The following is a 14,410-nucleotide window of genomic DNA, read 5'->3' on the forward strand; positions in this document are numbered from 1 at the left end:
TTGATTTACCAATATCGATCGATAGTCCGATGAAAAATCAACGCAACGATCGCGCTCTGCCGATTGCCAAAAGCTCCCCTTCACATCCCTGGCAGCGCTTCTTTTCTATTGCACATCAGCTCCGCTATGGTTTGATATTTTTGGTTCTCCTGAGCTTGCTGCCCACAGGTGGCTTGCTGATCTACCTCAGCTTTCAGGCGCAGATCCAGCAATCGCGATCGCTCCAACAAGAGCGCAGTCAGACAGCAGCAGCCCAGATTGATAATTATCTAGATGACTTGAAACGAAAACTGAGCTATTTAGCTAGGGTCAAAGGACTCACCAACTTTCAACCTCAAGTGCAGCAGAGCCTGTTGGAAGGGTTGATTCGTCATAATGATGCTTATGAAGCCGTTGCCATTTTGAACCGGAAGGGACAAGTTATCGCGTCAGTTTCACCCTACCAACCGCTCAAGTTAGAAAAACCCGCCAATTCGCCACTGTTTATTCGTGCCTTCAAACAACAGGAAGATTATGTCAGTCCTGTAGAAATTAATCCTCAAACCCACGAACCAACCACCATTCTGGCGGTTCCGATTCGGAATCAGCGAGATGAGGTGGATGGGGTGCTATTAGCACAGGTAAATCTCAACTTTCTCTGGTTTGTTGTTTCCCAAACGCAGGTCGGCAAGACGGGTTATGTCTATGTAGTCGATGAGCGTAATTTTCTGATTGCTCAAAAGGGTAGTAAGCCAGAAAATTTTCAACTTCAAGATATATCTAAGCGCCCTTTCTTTCAATTTTTGAAAGCATCAAAAGATACTAAGCACCTTAATGTTTATCGGGGTCTAAAACAGGTAGAAGTATTGGGCGCCAGTGCCTTAGTTCGGAGCGTGAATTGGAATGTGGTTGTAGAACTGCCAACGGCTGAGGCGTATGCTCCCGTTTACCAGATGCTCTCAGTTATGGGAGGCTCATTGGCGGTGGTGACGATCGTCGCTGTTGGCATTGGCTTTCTATTTATTCGGCAAATTGTGGTGCCCCTCGAGCGCTTAACCGCGGCAGCTACCGAACTCAGTGCGGGGCAATTAGAGACGCGGGTCAACATCCACAGCCAAAACGAACTGGGGACATTGGCGATCGCCTTTAACAACATGGCAACTCAGTTAGAGGAACTGATTAAAGCTGTTGAAGTGGAACGCAATTTCGTTTCAGCCATTCTTGAAATTGCAGGGGCCCTGGTAGTTGTGCTCGACCCCCAGGGACAAATCGTTCGCTTTAACCGAGCTTGCGAACAAGTGACTCATTACTCGTTTAGTGAAGTGAAAGGGCGCTACATTTGGGACTTGTTCCAAAACTCAGACTTAGCAGGACAAGCCAAAACTGCTTTTGAGTCTTTACAATCTGGTAATTTTCCCCAGCAGTATGAAGGCAGTTGGATGAGCAAAGATCGACAACTCAGGCTCATTGCCTGGTCAGATACTGCTTTACTGGACGATCGAGGTGAAATTGAGTACATCATCAAAACAGGCATTGACATTACTGAACGGAAACAGGCAGAAGAAGAACTCAAAGCCTCGGAACAGCGACTATCTTTTATATTCCGCAAAACTTCACTGGCAGTTGTAGAATGGGATTTAAACTTTAAAGTCACTGCTTGGAATCCAGCGGCAGAGCAGATTTTTGGTTACACGGCTACAGAGGCGATCGGACACCATCCCGCAGAATTAATTGTGCCTGCGTCTGCCCGAAAGGTCGTCGATCGAATTATGAACGAGTTGTTGATGCAGGGCCAAGGAATCTACAGCGTCAATGAAAATTTTACAAAAAACGGCAACATCATTATTTGCGAATGGTTCAATACGCCTTTAGTAGGGGATGGTGGCAAGATTGTTGGAGTTGCATCCTTGGCACTGGATATTACTGAGCGCACGCAAGCCGAAGCTGCGTTAAGGCAAGCAAAAGAGGAAGCTGAGGTTGCACTCAAAACCTTACAGCAAACTCAGGCACAACTCATTCAGGCAGAGAAAATGTCAGGTTTGGGACAACTGGTGGCTGGTGTTGCTCACGAAATTAATAATCCAGTCAACTTTATCTATGGCAACCTGAGCCATACCGCCGACTACACGCAAAATTTACTACAGTTGATTCAGCTTTACCAGCAAACCTATCCAACCAATACCCAAATTCAGGAAAAAATTGAAGAGTTCGAGCTGGAATTCATTAGTGAAGATTTACCCAAAATCCTGACTTCAATGAAGGTAGGAGCCGATCGCATTCGTCAAATTGTCCTGTCTCTAAGAAACTTCTCGCGGCTCGATGAGGCAGAAATGAAGCCAGTTGATATCCACGAGGGAATTGAGAGCACATTGATGATTTTGCAAAATCGACTGAAGGCGAAACCGGATCATCCGGCTATTGAAATTGTCAAAGACTACGGTGACTTACCCCTAGTAGAGTGCTATGCCGGACAGTTGAACCAAGTCTTTATGAATATTCTGGCAAATGCGATCGATGCTTTAGAAAACTACGACAATCAGCGTTCTCGAAAAGACATCCAAAAGAATCCCAGTCGCATCACTATTACGACTAAGCTAGTCACAAACGAAACTGGGCCCGCTGCTTCTAAAAACGTGGTGATTCAAGTTAAAGACAATGGACCTGGGATGACGGAAACTGTTAGACAACAGGTGTTCAATCCCTTCTTCACCACAAAAGCAACGGGTAAAGGAACTGGATTAGGGCTATCCATCAGCTATCAAATTGTAGTTGATAAGCACGGTGGCTTACTCCAGTGCTTCTCTCAACCCCATCAAGGAGCAGAGTTCCGCATTGAAATTCCTGTTTTGCAAAGCGGTGCTGTAGCACTTGTCGGTCAAAAAACTTGAGTTCCCGCTTGACCGTGCAAAGGCCAAGCTCAAGCTCAGTTTTATTAGGCTGATGCTCCAAAGACTAGCTACAGCATAAAAATATCTCATATCATTTCCGGTTACACTCATACATGATGTTGACTGTTGACTGTTGACGCCGCGAACAGTCAACCGTCAACAGCAAACAGTGAACTCGAATTTACTATTCCGATGCTAACGGATGCCATATCAAATTTGCTATATAGAAAGGCAATAAGTTATTGTGCATTTAAATAGTATATTTATATACGCTATCAAAAATTGTCAAATCCTCTCCCACCTCTCCCTCTGTAATACCACAGACAATCTAGATGCACAACAGCTTATTGCCTGCCTTGTATCAATTGCCGCGATGTAATCTGCCACCTGCTTCCGATTTCATTAAGAAACGAAAAGCTATGGATACTCAAGTGAGAAAATGTGCTATTGTTAATCATGTACAGACCATCAAGATAAGAGCACAGATTCCTAGAGTGTCGCAGGTAGGATAGTTGTGCGCTGATGTAACTCCTATCAAAAATAAATTTTTAATGCTTTATGGAGAAAATTAAAGAGTTACAATTATCCAAATGCCCAACGGGAATTCAGGGACTCGATGAAATCACAGATGGAGGCTTGCCCCAAGGCCGACCAACCTTAATCTGCGGGTCAGCGGGTTCCGGTAAGACCTTATTTGGTGTGGAGTTTCTCGTGCGCGGAGCAACGCTGTACGGAGAACCAGGCGTTTTAGTCACCTTTGAAGAAACTGCATCAGAAATCACCAAAAACGTCGCCTCTTTAGGGTGGAATTTAAATCAGTTAATTGCTGAAGGTAAAATATTAATAGATCATATTTATATTGACCCCAGCGAAATTGAGGAAACAGGAGAATATGACCTAGAAGCCATATTTCTTCGTCTCGGCTATGCGATCGACAAAATTGGCGCTAAACGGGTGGTTTTAGACACGATAGAAGTCTTGTTTGCTGGTTTAGCCAATGCCAACATAGTCCGAGCAGAAGTACGCCGTTTATTTCATTGGTTAAAAGACCGAGGTCTGACAGCCGCGATCACAGGGGAGCGAGGAGATCGCACCTTAACCCGTCAAGGTTTAGAAGAATACGTTTCGGATTGCGTGATCAAATTAGATCAAAAAACGTTTCAAGACATCGCCACAAGAACCCTTCAAGTTGTCAAGTATCGCGGCTCTCGTCACAGTAATAATGAATATCCTTTTTTAATTGAAGAAAATGGCATTTCGGTCTTACCCCTTACTTCATTAAAATTAGACCATGTGGTTTCTAATGAGCGCATCTCAACGGGGATCGCGCAACTTGATGAAATGTTTGGCGGGCAGGGCTACTATCGGGGTAGCAGTATTCTTGTCACAGGCAGGGCTGGAACGGGGAAAACAACGCTGGCATCTTATTTTGCCCGAGCAACCTGCCACAGAGGCGAACGGTGTTTATATCTCGCCACAGAAGAATCCCCTCAACAAATTATCCGCAATTTAAACTCGATTGGTGTGGACTTAGCCCCCTATGTAGAGCAGGGATTGTTGCAATTTGATGCGGTACGTCCCACTAACTACAATTTAGAAATGCGTTTGTTTAAAATCCATAGCTGGGTCAAAAAATTTCAACCAAGCACGATCGTCGTCGATCCGATGAGCAATCTCATTTTGAGTGGAAGCTTTATGCAAACAAAAAGCTTTTTTCTGCGTTTGATTGACTATTTAAAGAGCCAAGGAATCACCATTTTTTTGACAGATTTAACGCCCGGTGATGCTGACCAAGACCACGAACAGACAGAAATGGGTATTTCCTCTCTGATGGATACTTGGTTAGAGCTCCAAACGCTCAAGGTGAATGGGGAGCGCAATCGGATTCTCTATGCCCTCAAATCTCGCGGCATGAAGCACTCCAATCAAGTACGGGAATTTATCATCACCAATGAAGGCGTAAACTTGGTCGAGGTTTACTTGGGAGAGGGCAACGTATTAACAGGAACGGAAAGACTCACTCAAGAACTAAAGGAACAATCTGCCTATAAAAAACGCCAACAGAATTTTGAACTCAAAAAACGCGAGTACGAACAAGAGAAAAAAGTATTACAAGCTCAGATAGATGCTCTACAAATGCAATTGCTCAATCGAGATGCGGAGTTAGATTTGCTGATTCAAGAAGAACAAGAGGAAGAAAACGCGGTACTGGAGAATCGAACCTTTATGGGAAGGTTACGTCATTTGAATCCCTAAAACATATCTCTAAGGATAAAAAAGATGAGAGAGAATTTAACAACAGATAATTTGTCACAGCCCACTAACACACAAGAGTCAGCTATTTGGCAACTGCGATTATATGTGGCGGGACAAACGCCTAAATCTTTGGTGGCTTTTTCCAATTTGAAGAAGATATGTGAGGAATATCTTCAGGGTCAATATACCATTGAAATTGTTGACTTAAGTCAACAGCCCCATCTCGCCATAGAACATAGCATCGTTGCTCTACCGACTCTCGTTAGACAATTGCCAGAACCGATTAAAAAGATTATTGGTGATTTATCAAATACTGAAAAAGTTCTGGTAGGACTGCAAATTTTTAGTCTAGTCGATGAACAATAACTCAAGAGAGAGGTACTAACAATGATTGACTCCGAAGATGTTAAACCAACAACTACAGAACTTTTTGAACAGTCCCTGTCCCAATCGCAGGAAGAGTATTATACCCTACGTCTTTATGTTTCAGGTACAACGCTCCAATCGGTGACGGCGTTGCAAAACATCAAAAAGATTTGTGAGGAACATCTCCAAGGGCGTTATGAGCTAGAAGTGATTGATATTTATCAACAGACAGAAGCTCTTATTTCAGAGAACATTGTGGCTGTTCCCACCTTGATCAAAAAGTTACCTATGCCCTTACAAAAGATGATTGGCAATTTATCGAATACAGAAAAAGTCTTAATCGGTCTTAATATTGTGCCTAAAAAAAAATAATTGGAGAGCAAAATAATGAAGGATTCTCTCACCCCTGTTGAAAAAATGAGCCAAGAAGTCGAAACCCTACATCGGGAATTGGCAGAGGTGCAGGAACGCCTAAATGTAGCGGAAGAAACGTTGCAGGCGATTGCTTGTGGGGAAGTTGATGCTGTTGTTGTTTCTACGGAGAGAGGAGAGCGAGTTTTTACGCTTCAGGGGGCAGATTATGTTTATCAGTGTTTAGTGGAACAAATGGGCGAAGGAGCGGCTACCGTATCTTCTGAAGGTTTAATTTTGTACTGTAATAAGCGACTCTCAGAAATCTTAAATTGTCCTTTAAAAAATCTGATAGGCTCTCAATTAGAAACCTTTATTGCGCCCCAGTATAAAAAAGCATTTTTACTACTTTTGCAGCAGGTTCAGCCTGAAAAAAGTTTCACTAAAGAAATGTCTTTGATCCCAGCAACGGGAAATAAGGAAGTACCTGTTAAATTATCGTTTAAACAACTTCAGGTAGATGAGATTTTAGTTAATAGTATTATTGTGACTGATATTACAGAATCTAAAATAAAAGAAGCTGCGAAACTCAGTCACATTCTCAACAGCGCGCTCGCCGTTATTATAAATTTTCGTCTTTTCACTGATGGTACTTTAGAGATTGATTCTTGGGCAGGCGGAACTCAACAGATTTTTGGCTATAGCTTAGAAGCAGTGCAAGCAGATTCTGCCTTAATCATAGGGAATATATTGCCCGAAGATCGAGAAAAAACGCTCGCATCATTTATCAATGATATTCAAGCAGGGCGCTCTGGTGTTATCGAATATCGGTTTTTGCATGGCGATCGCCAGATTCGATGGCTTACCTCAAACTATGTTGCTGAATGGGATGGAGAACAAGATTGTTGGGTGGGCATAGAAATTATTACGGATATTACCCAACGCAAAGAAACAGAGCAAAAAATTGCGGAACAAGCAGCCTTAATCGATATTACAAGTGATGCCATTTTTGTAAAGGATTTAGACGATCGTATTTTATTTTGGAATAAAGGAGCTGAACGTTTATATGGTTGGGAAGAAGCAGAAGTTATAGGGCAGAAAACTCAAACCTTATTTAATAAACCGTGTAAACTAACTGAGCCGATCCAAATCACTACCGAGAAAGGCAGTTGGCAGGGGGAAATAGATCAACTTACTAAAACAGGTAAGAATATAATTGTAGAAAGTCGTAAAACACTAATAAAAAATCAATTTTTTCACTCGGCTTCTATCCTCGTTGTTAATAGCGATATTACTGAAAAAAAGCTACTTGAAAAACAGTTTTACCATGCCCAGAGATTAGAGAGTTTGGGAACGTTAGCAAGTGGAATTGCACACGATCTCAATAACATTCTCACTCCGATTTTGGGAGCTAGTCAACTGCTTCCTCTCAAAATTACCAATATGAATGAACCGACACAAAGACTGTTAAGACTCCTTTCTGGTAGTGCTAAACGTGGGGCTGAGTTGGTCAAACAAATTCTTCTTTTTAGTCGAGCAACGGATGGTGAATATGTAATATTACAACTAGGTTATTTGCTCATAGAAACGATCGGTATTATTCAACAAACATTTCCCAAATCTATAACTATTTCGACTAAAATTCCCGCACTGGAACTATGGACAATATCGGGTGATGCTACCCAGCTACACCAAGTATTTATGAATCTGATGATTAACGCTAAGGATGCCATGTCATCAGGAGGAATTTTGACCGTCTCTGCCGAAAATCGCTCATTGGATGAAGATGATGCCCTGCTGAATTTGGAAGCAAAAGCAGGCTGTTATGTGGCGGTGACGGTGGCTGATACAGGAATTGGTATTCCGCCAGAATTGTTAAACCGAATTTTTGACCCGTTTTTCACTACCAAGGAAGTTGGCCGAGGAACAGGGCTAGGATTATCAACAGTAATGGGGATTGTCAAAAATCATGGCGGTTTTGTCAAGGTTTATAGCGAGTTGGGTAAGGGTACGAAATTTCAGGTTTTCTTACCAGCTATAGAGGGAGAAGTGAGCCTCACAACTGTAGAAGAAGCAATGCCTAGAGGTAAGGGCGAGTTGATTTTAATTGTTGATGATGAAGCCTCTATTCGAGAGATCACACAGACTTCTCTAGAAAATTACAACTACAGAACAATACTCGCTAGTGATGGGCTTGAAGCCCTCGATCTCTATAGGGAACATCAACAGGAAATTAGCGTGGTTTTAATGGATATGATGATGCCCAACCTAGATGGTGTTTCCGCAATGCGCGAGTTGCAAAAAATTAATCCGGGGGTGAATATCATTGCGACTAGCGGACTCCTGGCTAACAGAAAGCTGGCATTAGATGCTAATGTCAAAACATTTTTGTTAAAACCTTATACGATCGCACAGTTATTACAAAGGTTAACGGAGATACTGCCGCAAGACGAGAATCAAGCAAATCGCATCCCGCCCGTTACCTCTCAAGAGTCTTGTTCACTGCCGAGGGTTGAATTGTCTAGAGATGCTTTAGCAATGATGCCCCCGGAATGGCTACAGAAAATGTATGATGCGGCGTACTATTGTGATGGGGATCTCCTGCTGCAATTAATTGAACAAATACCTACTTCTCAAGTGGCGATCGCGAATGCCCTCAAAGATTTAACGCTGAGTTTTAAAACGGATATCATTATGGAATTAACTGATTTATATGACAGTACCGCGTCTCGAACAATTTAGGGGTTGTCTGATCGGCCAGTGTCTCGGCGACGCTATAGGCTGTAGAGTAGAAGGCTATCCGCCGGAAGTTTGCCAAAACTTTGTCAACTACGAAGTTAGACTCAAAAAAATCAAAGATCGCGATCGCTTCGGCTTTCCTTTTGGTCAATACACCGACGACTCCCAACTCGCCCGCGAACTCCTCCAAAGCTACCTCGCTTGTGGCGAATTCGACCCCAGCGACTACGCCACCCGTATTGCTGACATTTTCGCTCAAGATCGCATTGTCGGGCGGGGTCGATCGACAGAAGAAGCTGCAAACCGCCTGATTCGGGGCGTTGCTTGGCAAGAAGCCGGTACTCCTGCTCCCAGTGCTGGTAATGGAAGTGCTATGAGGGCGGGACCGATCGGCTTAATATTCTACGATGACCCGTCCCAGCTCGTACAAGCTGCTTGCGATCGAGGGCGCATCACCCATCAAGATTCGCGGTGTTCTGCCGGGGCTGTGGCGATCGCGGGGGCTGTGGCGATCGCCCTTCAATCTGCAACTATTGAAACTGAGCCATTTCTCGGCCAACTGAGCGACTGGGTAGCAGAAGTTGATTCTTCCTTTGCCGCGTTGCTGAAAGATTTGATTGAATGGGTCAAATTGCCTCCAGAGTCAGCCGTAGAGTTGATTTCTAGAGCTGGACTGCCGTTAAACTACGATCGCTCTTGGCAAGGAATTTCGCCCTTTGTAGTCGGTAGCGTCTTGTGGAGTTTATATGCGTTTTTGCGATCGCCTCAAGATTACTGGGAAACTCTTTGCACTAGCATCGCCGTCGGTGGCGATGTGGATACCACCGCAGCAATGGCTTGTGCCATCAGCGGGGCATTTCTGGGGCTAGAAGCCATCCCGCGTCAACTAGCGGAACGTTTGAACGATCGGGGTACTTGGGGTCTGGGGGAACTAATTAAACTCGCTGACAATTGTTATCACTTGAAAGTCAAGTTGTAGCCGCCGATCACAACTTAGGACTTATGATTACGGCTAAACAAATTTGGGCGATCGACATTTGTGTTTTTAAATTAGTCGATCGCCCTAGACTTAAATTCCTTCAATCAAACGATTTGCTCGCTAGAAGGTTCCCCGCTAGCTGGAGGCTCTACCGTATCGCCAAAGGCAATCCGCAGAAAAGGCGGAGCCAAAAAAGTCGTCAGAATCACCATGATAATAATCGACACTTCCAACGGTTTATCCAAAACTCCACTCGCCGAACCGATGCCGGCAAACACTAACCCGACTTCGCCCCGAGGAATCATCCCCACTCCGATCGCCAATCGATTGATTCCAGGCTGACCAAACACCACCCAACCTGTTACGATCTTGCCCAAAATCGCAACCGCAATCAAGAAAGCAGCAATCAAAAGTCCCGCCCGATTATCCGGCACTGTTGGGTTCAAAACCCCCAAATCTGCGCGCGCCCCCACGGTTACAAAAAAGATGGGAACCAGGAAATCCGCGATCGGCTTCACCAATTCATCCAACTCGTTGCGAGCATCGCTTTCATCCAAAACCAAACCAGCCGCAAACGCACCCAAAATCGCTTCGAGATGAATTGCGTTGCCCAGAAAAGCCATGAAGAAAGCAAAGATAAACGCCGGGATGACTATATTGCCGCGAGTTTTGAGTGTGTCTACGACGGCTGAAAAGCTTTTGTTAAACACGCCGCCCAAGAGAATTGAACCCAAAAGAAACACTGTTGCACTGACTATCAAATAGATGACATTAATAACGTCAATCTCACCAGTTTTGGCTAAACTGGCGACAACAGCCAAGACAATAATTCCCAGCACATCATCAATCACCGCCGCACCAACAATGATTTGACCTTCTTTAGATTTGAGTTGTCCTAATTCCGACAAAACTTTGGAGGTAATTCCGATGCTGGTTGCTGTCAAAGCCGCCCCCGCAAAAATCGCCGGAATTGCCGGAGTATGGAACAGCATCATCAAGCCAACGGTACCGACGGCAAAGGGAACTGCCACGCCGACACAAGCGACAACGACGGCTTGAACCCCCACTTCTTTTAGTTGTCTGAGATCCGACTCTAAGCCAATTTCAAACAGCAGAATAATCACGCCTAATTCAGCTAGCACTGAAATAACTTCACTCTGGGATTCAAAGATACTGGTGACGGAGGCTGGGGAGAGATGATTAATCGATTGCAGAACAGTCATAATCCCTGAGTTGGATGCTGACAGCCCTGCTTCGGGAAAAACGACTAGGTGTAAAGCAGATACGCCAACAATTACCCCTGCTACAAGTTCACCCAAAACCGGCGGAAAATCGAAGTTTCTAGCCGCTTCTGCGCCTAATTTACTGGCGAGATAAATCACTACCAAAGTGAGCAAAACTCCGCTGAGGACGATCGGCGAATTTTCTGCCTCGACTGTTGCTAATAAAGGTATGGGATGAACTAGGGATGCCATCCCAGAACTTAAAGCTGTAATTGTATGGTTGAAAAACATGGGTACGATGATGGTAAGAAAGACGATTCTACGTTAATTGATGATTGAATTTATGAAGTGTAGTAGGGACACTCCAAGAGCCCATTAGTGTCAACTTAAGCCGAAAGACCGCCAGGGACTGAAGTCCCTGTCTAATAGCGAAAGTCCTCGCTATGAGGACTGATGAGTTGTTACCCATTTCTTTAGTCCTCATAGCGAGGACTTGTGCTTTGAGACAGGGGTTTCAACCCCTGTCGGACTGCGGGTTTGACGTGGAAAGTTGACACTCCTTGGGCGAAAGCCTTTGTCCCTACGGGGATTGAGCCATAGGCGGGTGTACTTCATAAATGTGGAATTTGCTGTATCAAGCAAAACTCGAAGAACCCAAATCTGGCGGTACATCCTGCCACCGCCCTTGTCCGACTGCTTGAATTGCTTCTTTTAGCAAGATGTCGCCGGTATAAATTGCCCTACCGACGATCGCACTTTTGACACCAATTGGTTCCAAAGCCAACAAACTCAACAAATCTGCGATCGAACTAACGCCACCGGAAGCAATCACCGGAATCGAAATAGCGTTAGCAATTTCGCGCAAAGATTCCAAATTCGGCCCTTCCATAGTACCGTCGCGGTGAATGTCGGTGTAAATAATTTCAGCAGCCCCTAACTCTGCCATTTTTTGCGCCAATTCTGTTGCTAAAACTTCCGAAGTTTCTAGCCAGCCTCTAGTAGCAACTTTACCATTTCTGGCATCGATGCCGACCAGAATTTGAGTGGGAAATTGGGCGCACAATTCGCCGACTAATTGCGGTTGTTCGACGGCGACAGTGCCGAGAATGACGCGCCGGACGCCTAAATTGAGGATAGCAGCCACAGAAGTGCGATCGCGCATTCCGCCACCTACTTGACAGGGAACGTCTACGGATCGGACGATCGCTTCAATGGCTGCTTGGTTGACTGGATGACCTGCTTTGGCGCCGTCGAGGTCTACTAAATGCAGCATGGTTGCGCCTTCATTTACCCACTGTCTGGCGACTTCGACGGGGTTGTCGTTAAAAGTTTGAGACTTCGCGTAGTCTCCCTGATACAATCTGACGCATTTTCCATCCAATAGGTCGATCGCTGGAATTACATTCATGATTTTTCCTCAAATTGGTAATTATACCAGCTCAAAAAAAGAATGCAACTTTAGGGAATCTCCCAACCCATACACAATCATTCATTCCGAATTTTACAATCTAAAATCTAAAATCTAAAATCTAAAATTGTCTTACTCATTACCCTTTATTTTTGACATTCGCAACCGCTATTTAAATGAAACATAATCGCCGAAGAAAGCGTAGACCATAAAGGAGTATTGACATCGGCTTTTTGCAAAGCTTCGGCCGTCCAGTCGTTGCAAGTTCTTAAAATAGAGTAACTGCCTTTTGCTTCATAAAAACTGTCGCTGTTACCGTAGCTGTAGCTAATTTTCATTTTCTTACCTGCTGCGTCTAATTGGAATGAATTTTTAAGAAAATTTACCAGCCTCAGATAATTGGCCCCACTAATTTTCACACATTTGGTTTCAATATTTCGGGGGACAACCCGATAACTTTCAACGTGTACGGTAGACGGAGTAGGGAGAAATAGGGCATTGAAAGCTGTAACTGGGTTGATACTTTCTGAGGTGGGAGTTTCCAGCATAAAAGCTCTATCTCCCCAGCCAAAAGACAAATATTTATAATCAGAAGCGGCATCTCGCCCTATTTCTGTTAGCGGTAAAAATTGATTCCAGTCAAAATATTCATTTTTAACTGGAACAATGATTTCGGTGTGGATGCCTTCGTTGGAAATGTATAGAGAGATTGTACAATCTGCTTGCGAGTAATTTCCCCACTTTCTGGGAGTGAGATAGCCAATTGTTAGGCAAGCGGTCAAAGATAAGATGACAATTCCTAAGCGCTGTATGCTTTTTCTCATTTTAACTGTGGGTGTCAAATTCGGGCTTCGGATGGCGGGCGCTGCATTTTTGTGGGAAAGAATTCTTGCAGGGCATAATTCCGCTGTTCGGGGGTTTCGTTAGCCCAATTCGACAAACTTTCGTAGAAAAAGAACGACACGCCAGCAAAATCTCTTTTTCGCACTTCTTGCACTTGTTCTTGAATTTGTTTGAGGGGCACGGAATTATTTTTAAGACCTGTTAAAATGCCGATCGCAGTTGGAATGTTAAGTTTAGCCAGTTTAACTTCTTCCCGTTCCAGTTCTGCACTAAAACGCTTGATATCGCTGCGATAAACCTGCAACACAATTTCTTGGATGTAGCCGCGTCTTTCCCAGCTAAACCAGTCCTGCAAGTGGGCGGGTAAAGAAAAGTGAAAAGGGTTCGGAGATAAGCTGACAATACATTTTTCTTTGCGGGATTTGATGGCGCGGGAAACTCGCCCCATAAAGTCATTAATTTTGTCCGCGCGCCAGCGCACCCAGAAGGTTTCGCGGGGGTCGTCGGAGGGAGGACTTTTGATTTGTTCCTGATACATTAACATGGTTAGCGGCTCGTAGCCAAATTCTACTGGCAAGCCGAAATGGTCGTCAAATTGAATGCCATCTATATCATAATTATCGACAATTTCTAGGATTAAATCTAAGATAAATTGCTGGACTTCGGGATGAAAGGGATTCAGCCAAACTCGCTCGTGTTCGCCTTCTTTCCAAATAGTTGAACCGTCGCGCCGGTGCGCCAGCCAGTCGGGGTGAAGTGTGGCTAATTCCGATTCTGCGGGAGCCATGAAGCCAAACTCAAACCAGGGGATTACTGATATACCTTTTTGGCGGGATTGTGCTATAATTTCTTTGAGGATGTCTCGGTCTTTCAATCCGGGCGAGGGGTCGATCGACTGTCCGAATACTCGTTGGGCTGCTGCGCTGGGATAAAGCGTATAGCCTCCTTGCCAAACCGTGGGATAGATGGTATTAAAATTGAGTTTGTCCAGTCGATTTACAGCGTCAATGATGTTGTTGCGGGAGAAAATAACGTCGCTGTCAATGTTCGTCAGCCAGACGCCGCGCAATTCGGTTGTTGGGGTTTTGGGCGGGGTTTGAGCCAAGAGACGGGGGGATAAAATCGCGGAGGAGGTAAGGGCGATCGTAAAAACAACTATTAAAGCCAGTATCCGCTGCCATTTGTGCAGTTTAATCATCAATTTGTCGCCAATATGATTATTTTTAGACTGATATTTTACCGTATAATTAGCTTGGTAGGGTGCGTCAGCTAGGGTTATTTGATTAAAAGTCGATCGCACACTTCCTGACCGCGAATTTCAAAGGTGGTAAGCTGTCGCGCATTTAAATTGTATATTCAGGGCGGGCGGGACGCCCAC

At 44.5% G+C, this 14,410-nt stretch carries 10 protein-coding genes; 6 read left to right on the forward strand and 4 right to left on the reverse strand.

Annotated elements, in window-relative coordinates; all coding sequences use genetic code 11:
• Positions 1–29: 29 nt before the first annotated feature.
• The 6 genes from OSC7112_RS12900 (at position 30) to OSC7112_RS12925 (ending at position 9,558) form a co-directional block, all read left to right on the forward strand.
• Positions 30–2,867: a PAS domain S-box protein gene (locus tag OSC7112_RS12900; RefSeq protein WP_015176305.1), complete on the forward strand. Its 2,838-nt coding sequence runs from the start codon at positions 30–32 to the stop codon at positions 2,865–2,867.
• A gap of 558 nt (positions 2,868–3,425) precedes the next feature.
• Positions 3,426–5,123 carry a circadian clock protein KaiC gene (gene kaiC / locus OSC7112_RS12905; RefSeq protein WP_015176306.1) on the forward strand — a complete coding sequence of 566 codons (1,698 nt, stop codon included), beginning with the start codon at positions 3,426–3,428 and terminating at the stop codon, positions 5,121–5,123.
• Positions 5,124–5,147: 24 nt separating this feature from the next.
• Positions 5,148–5,489 carry a circadian clock KaiB family protein gene (locus OSC7112_RS12910; protein WP_015176307.1) on the forward strand — a complete coding sequence of 114 codons (342 nt, stop codon included), beginning with the start codon at positions 5,148–5,150 and terminating at the stop codon, positions 5,487–5,489.
• A gap of 21 nt (positions 5,490–5,510) precedes the next feature.
• Positions 5,511–5,861: a circadian clock KaiB family protein gene (locus OSC7112_RS12915; RefSeq protein WP_015176308.1), complete on the forward strand. Its 351-nt coding sequence runs from the start codon at positions 5,511–5,513 to the stop codon at positions 5,859–5,861.
• A 15-nt stretch (positions 5,862–5,876) separates the two neighbouring features.
• Positions 5,877–8,582 carry a hybrid sensor histidine kinase/response regulator gene (locus OSC7112_RS34470; RefSeq protein ID WP_015176309.1) on the forward strand — a complete coding sequence of 902 codons (2,706 nt, stop codon included), beginning with the start codon at positions 5,877–5,879 and terminating at the stop codon, positions 8,580–8,582.
• Positions 8,554–9,558: an ADP-ribosylglycohydrolase family protein gene (locus tag OSC7112_RS12925; protein WP_015176310.1), complete on the forward strand. Its 1,005-nt coding sequence runs from the start codon at positions 8,554–8,556 to the stop codon at positions 9,556–9,558. Before OSC7112_RS34470 ends, OSC7112_RS12925 begins: the two co-directional genes overlap by 29 nt.
• Positions 9,559–9,662: 104 nt before the next feature.
• Here OSC7112_RS12925 and OSC7112_RS12930 read toward each other — a convergent pair whose 3' ends face one another.
• The 4 genes from OSC7112_RS12930 to OSC7112_RS12945 all read right to left on the reverse strand — a co-directional run bounded on the left by OSC7112_RS12930 (position 9,663) and on the right by OSC7112_RS12945 (position 14,230).
• Entirely contained in the window at positions 9,663–11,072 is a 1,410-nt protein-coding gene (locus OSC7112_RS12930) for a cation:proton antiporter (protein ID WP_015176311.1), read from the reverse strand.
• Between the two features lie 343 nt (positions 11,073–11,415).
• Positions 11,416–12,189 carry a 1-(5-phosphoribosyl)-5-[(5-phosphoribosylamino)methylideneamino]imidazole-4-carboxamide isomerase gene (gene hisA, locus OSC7112_RS12935; RefSeq protein WP_015176312.1) on the reverse strand — a complete coding sequence of 258 codons (774 nt, stop codon included), beginning with the start codon at positions 12,187–12,189 and terminating at the stop codon, positions 11,416–11,418.
• 146 nt (positions 12,190–12,335) lie between these two features.
• On the reverse strand, positions 12,336–13,013 hold the full coding sequence (locus tag OSC7112_RS12940) for a TIGR02117 family protein (RefSeq protein WP_015176313.1): 678 nt from the start codon (positions 13,011–13,013) through the stop codon (positions 12,336–12,338).
• A 14-nt stretch (positions 13,014–13,027) separates the two neighbouring features.
• Complete coding sequence (locus OSC7112_RS12945; protein ID WP_041623088.1) at positions 13,028–14,230, reverse strand: glycoside hydrolase family 10-like protein; 1,203 nt, start codon at positions 14,228–14,230, stop codon at positions 13,028–13,030.
• Between the last annotated feature and the right edge of the window lie 180 nt (positions 14,231–14,410).

It is taken from the genome of Oscillatoria nigro-viridis PCC 7112, from assembly GCF_000317475.1.
Classification (GTDB): Bacteria; Cyanobacteriota; Cyanobacteriia; order Cyanobacteriales; family Microcoleaceae; genus Microcoleus; species Microcoleus nigroviridis.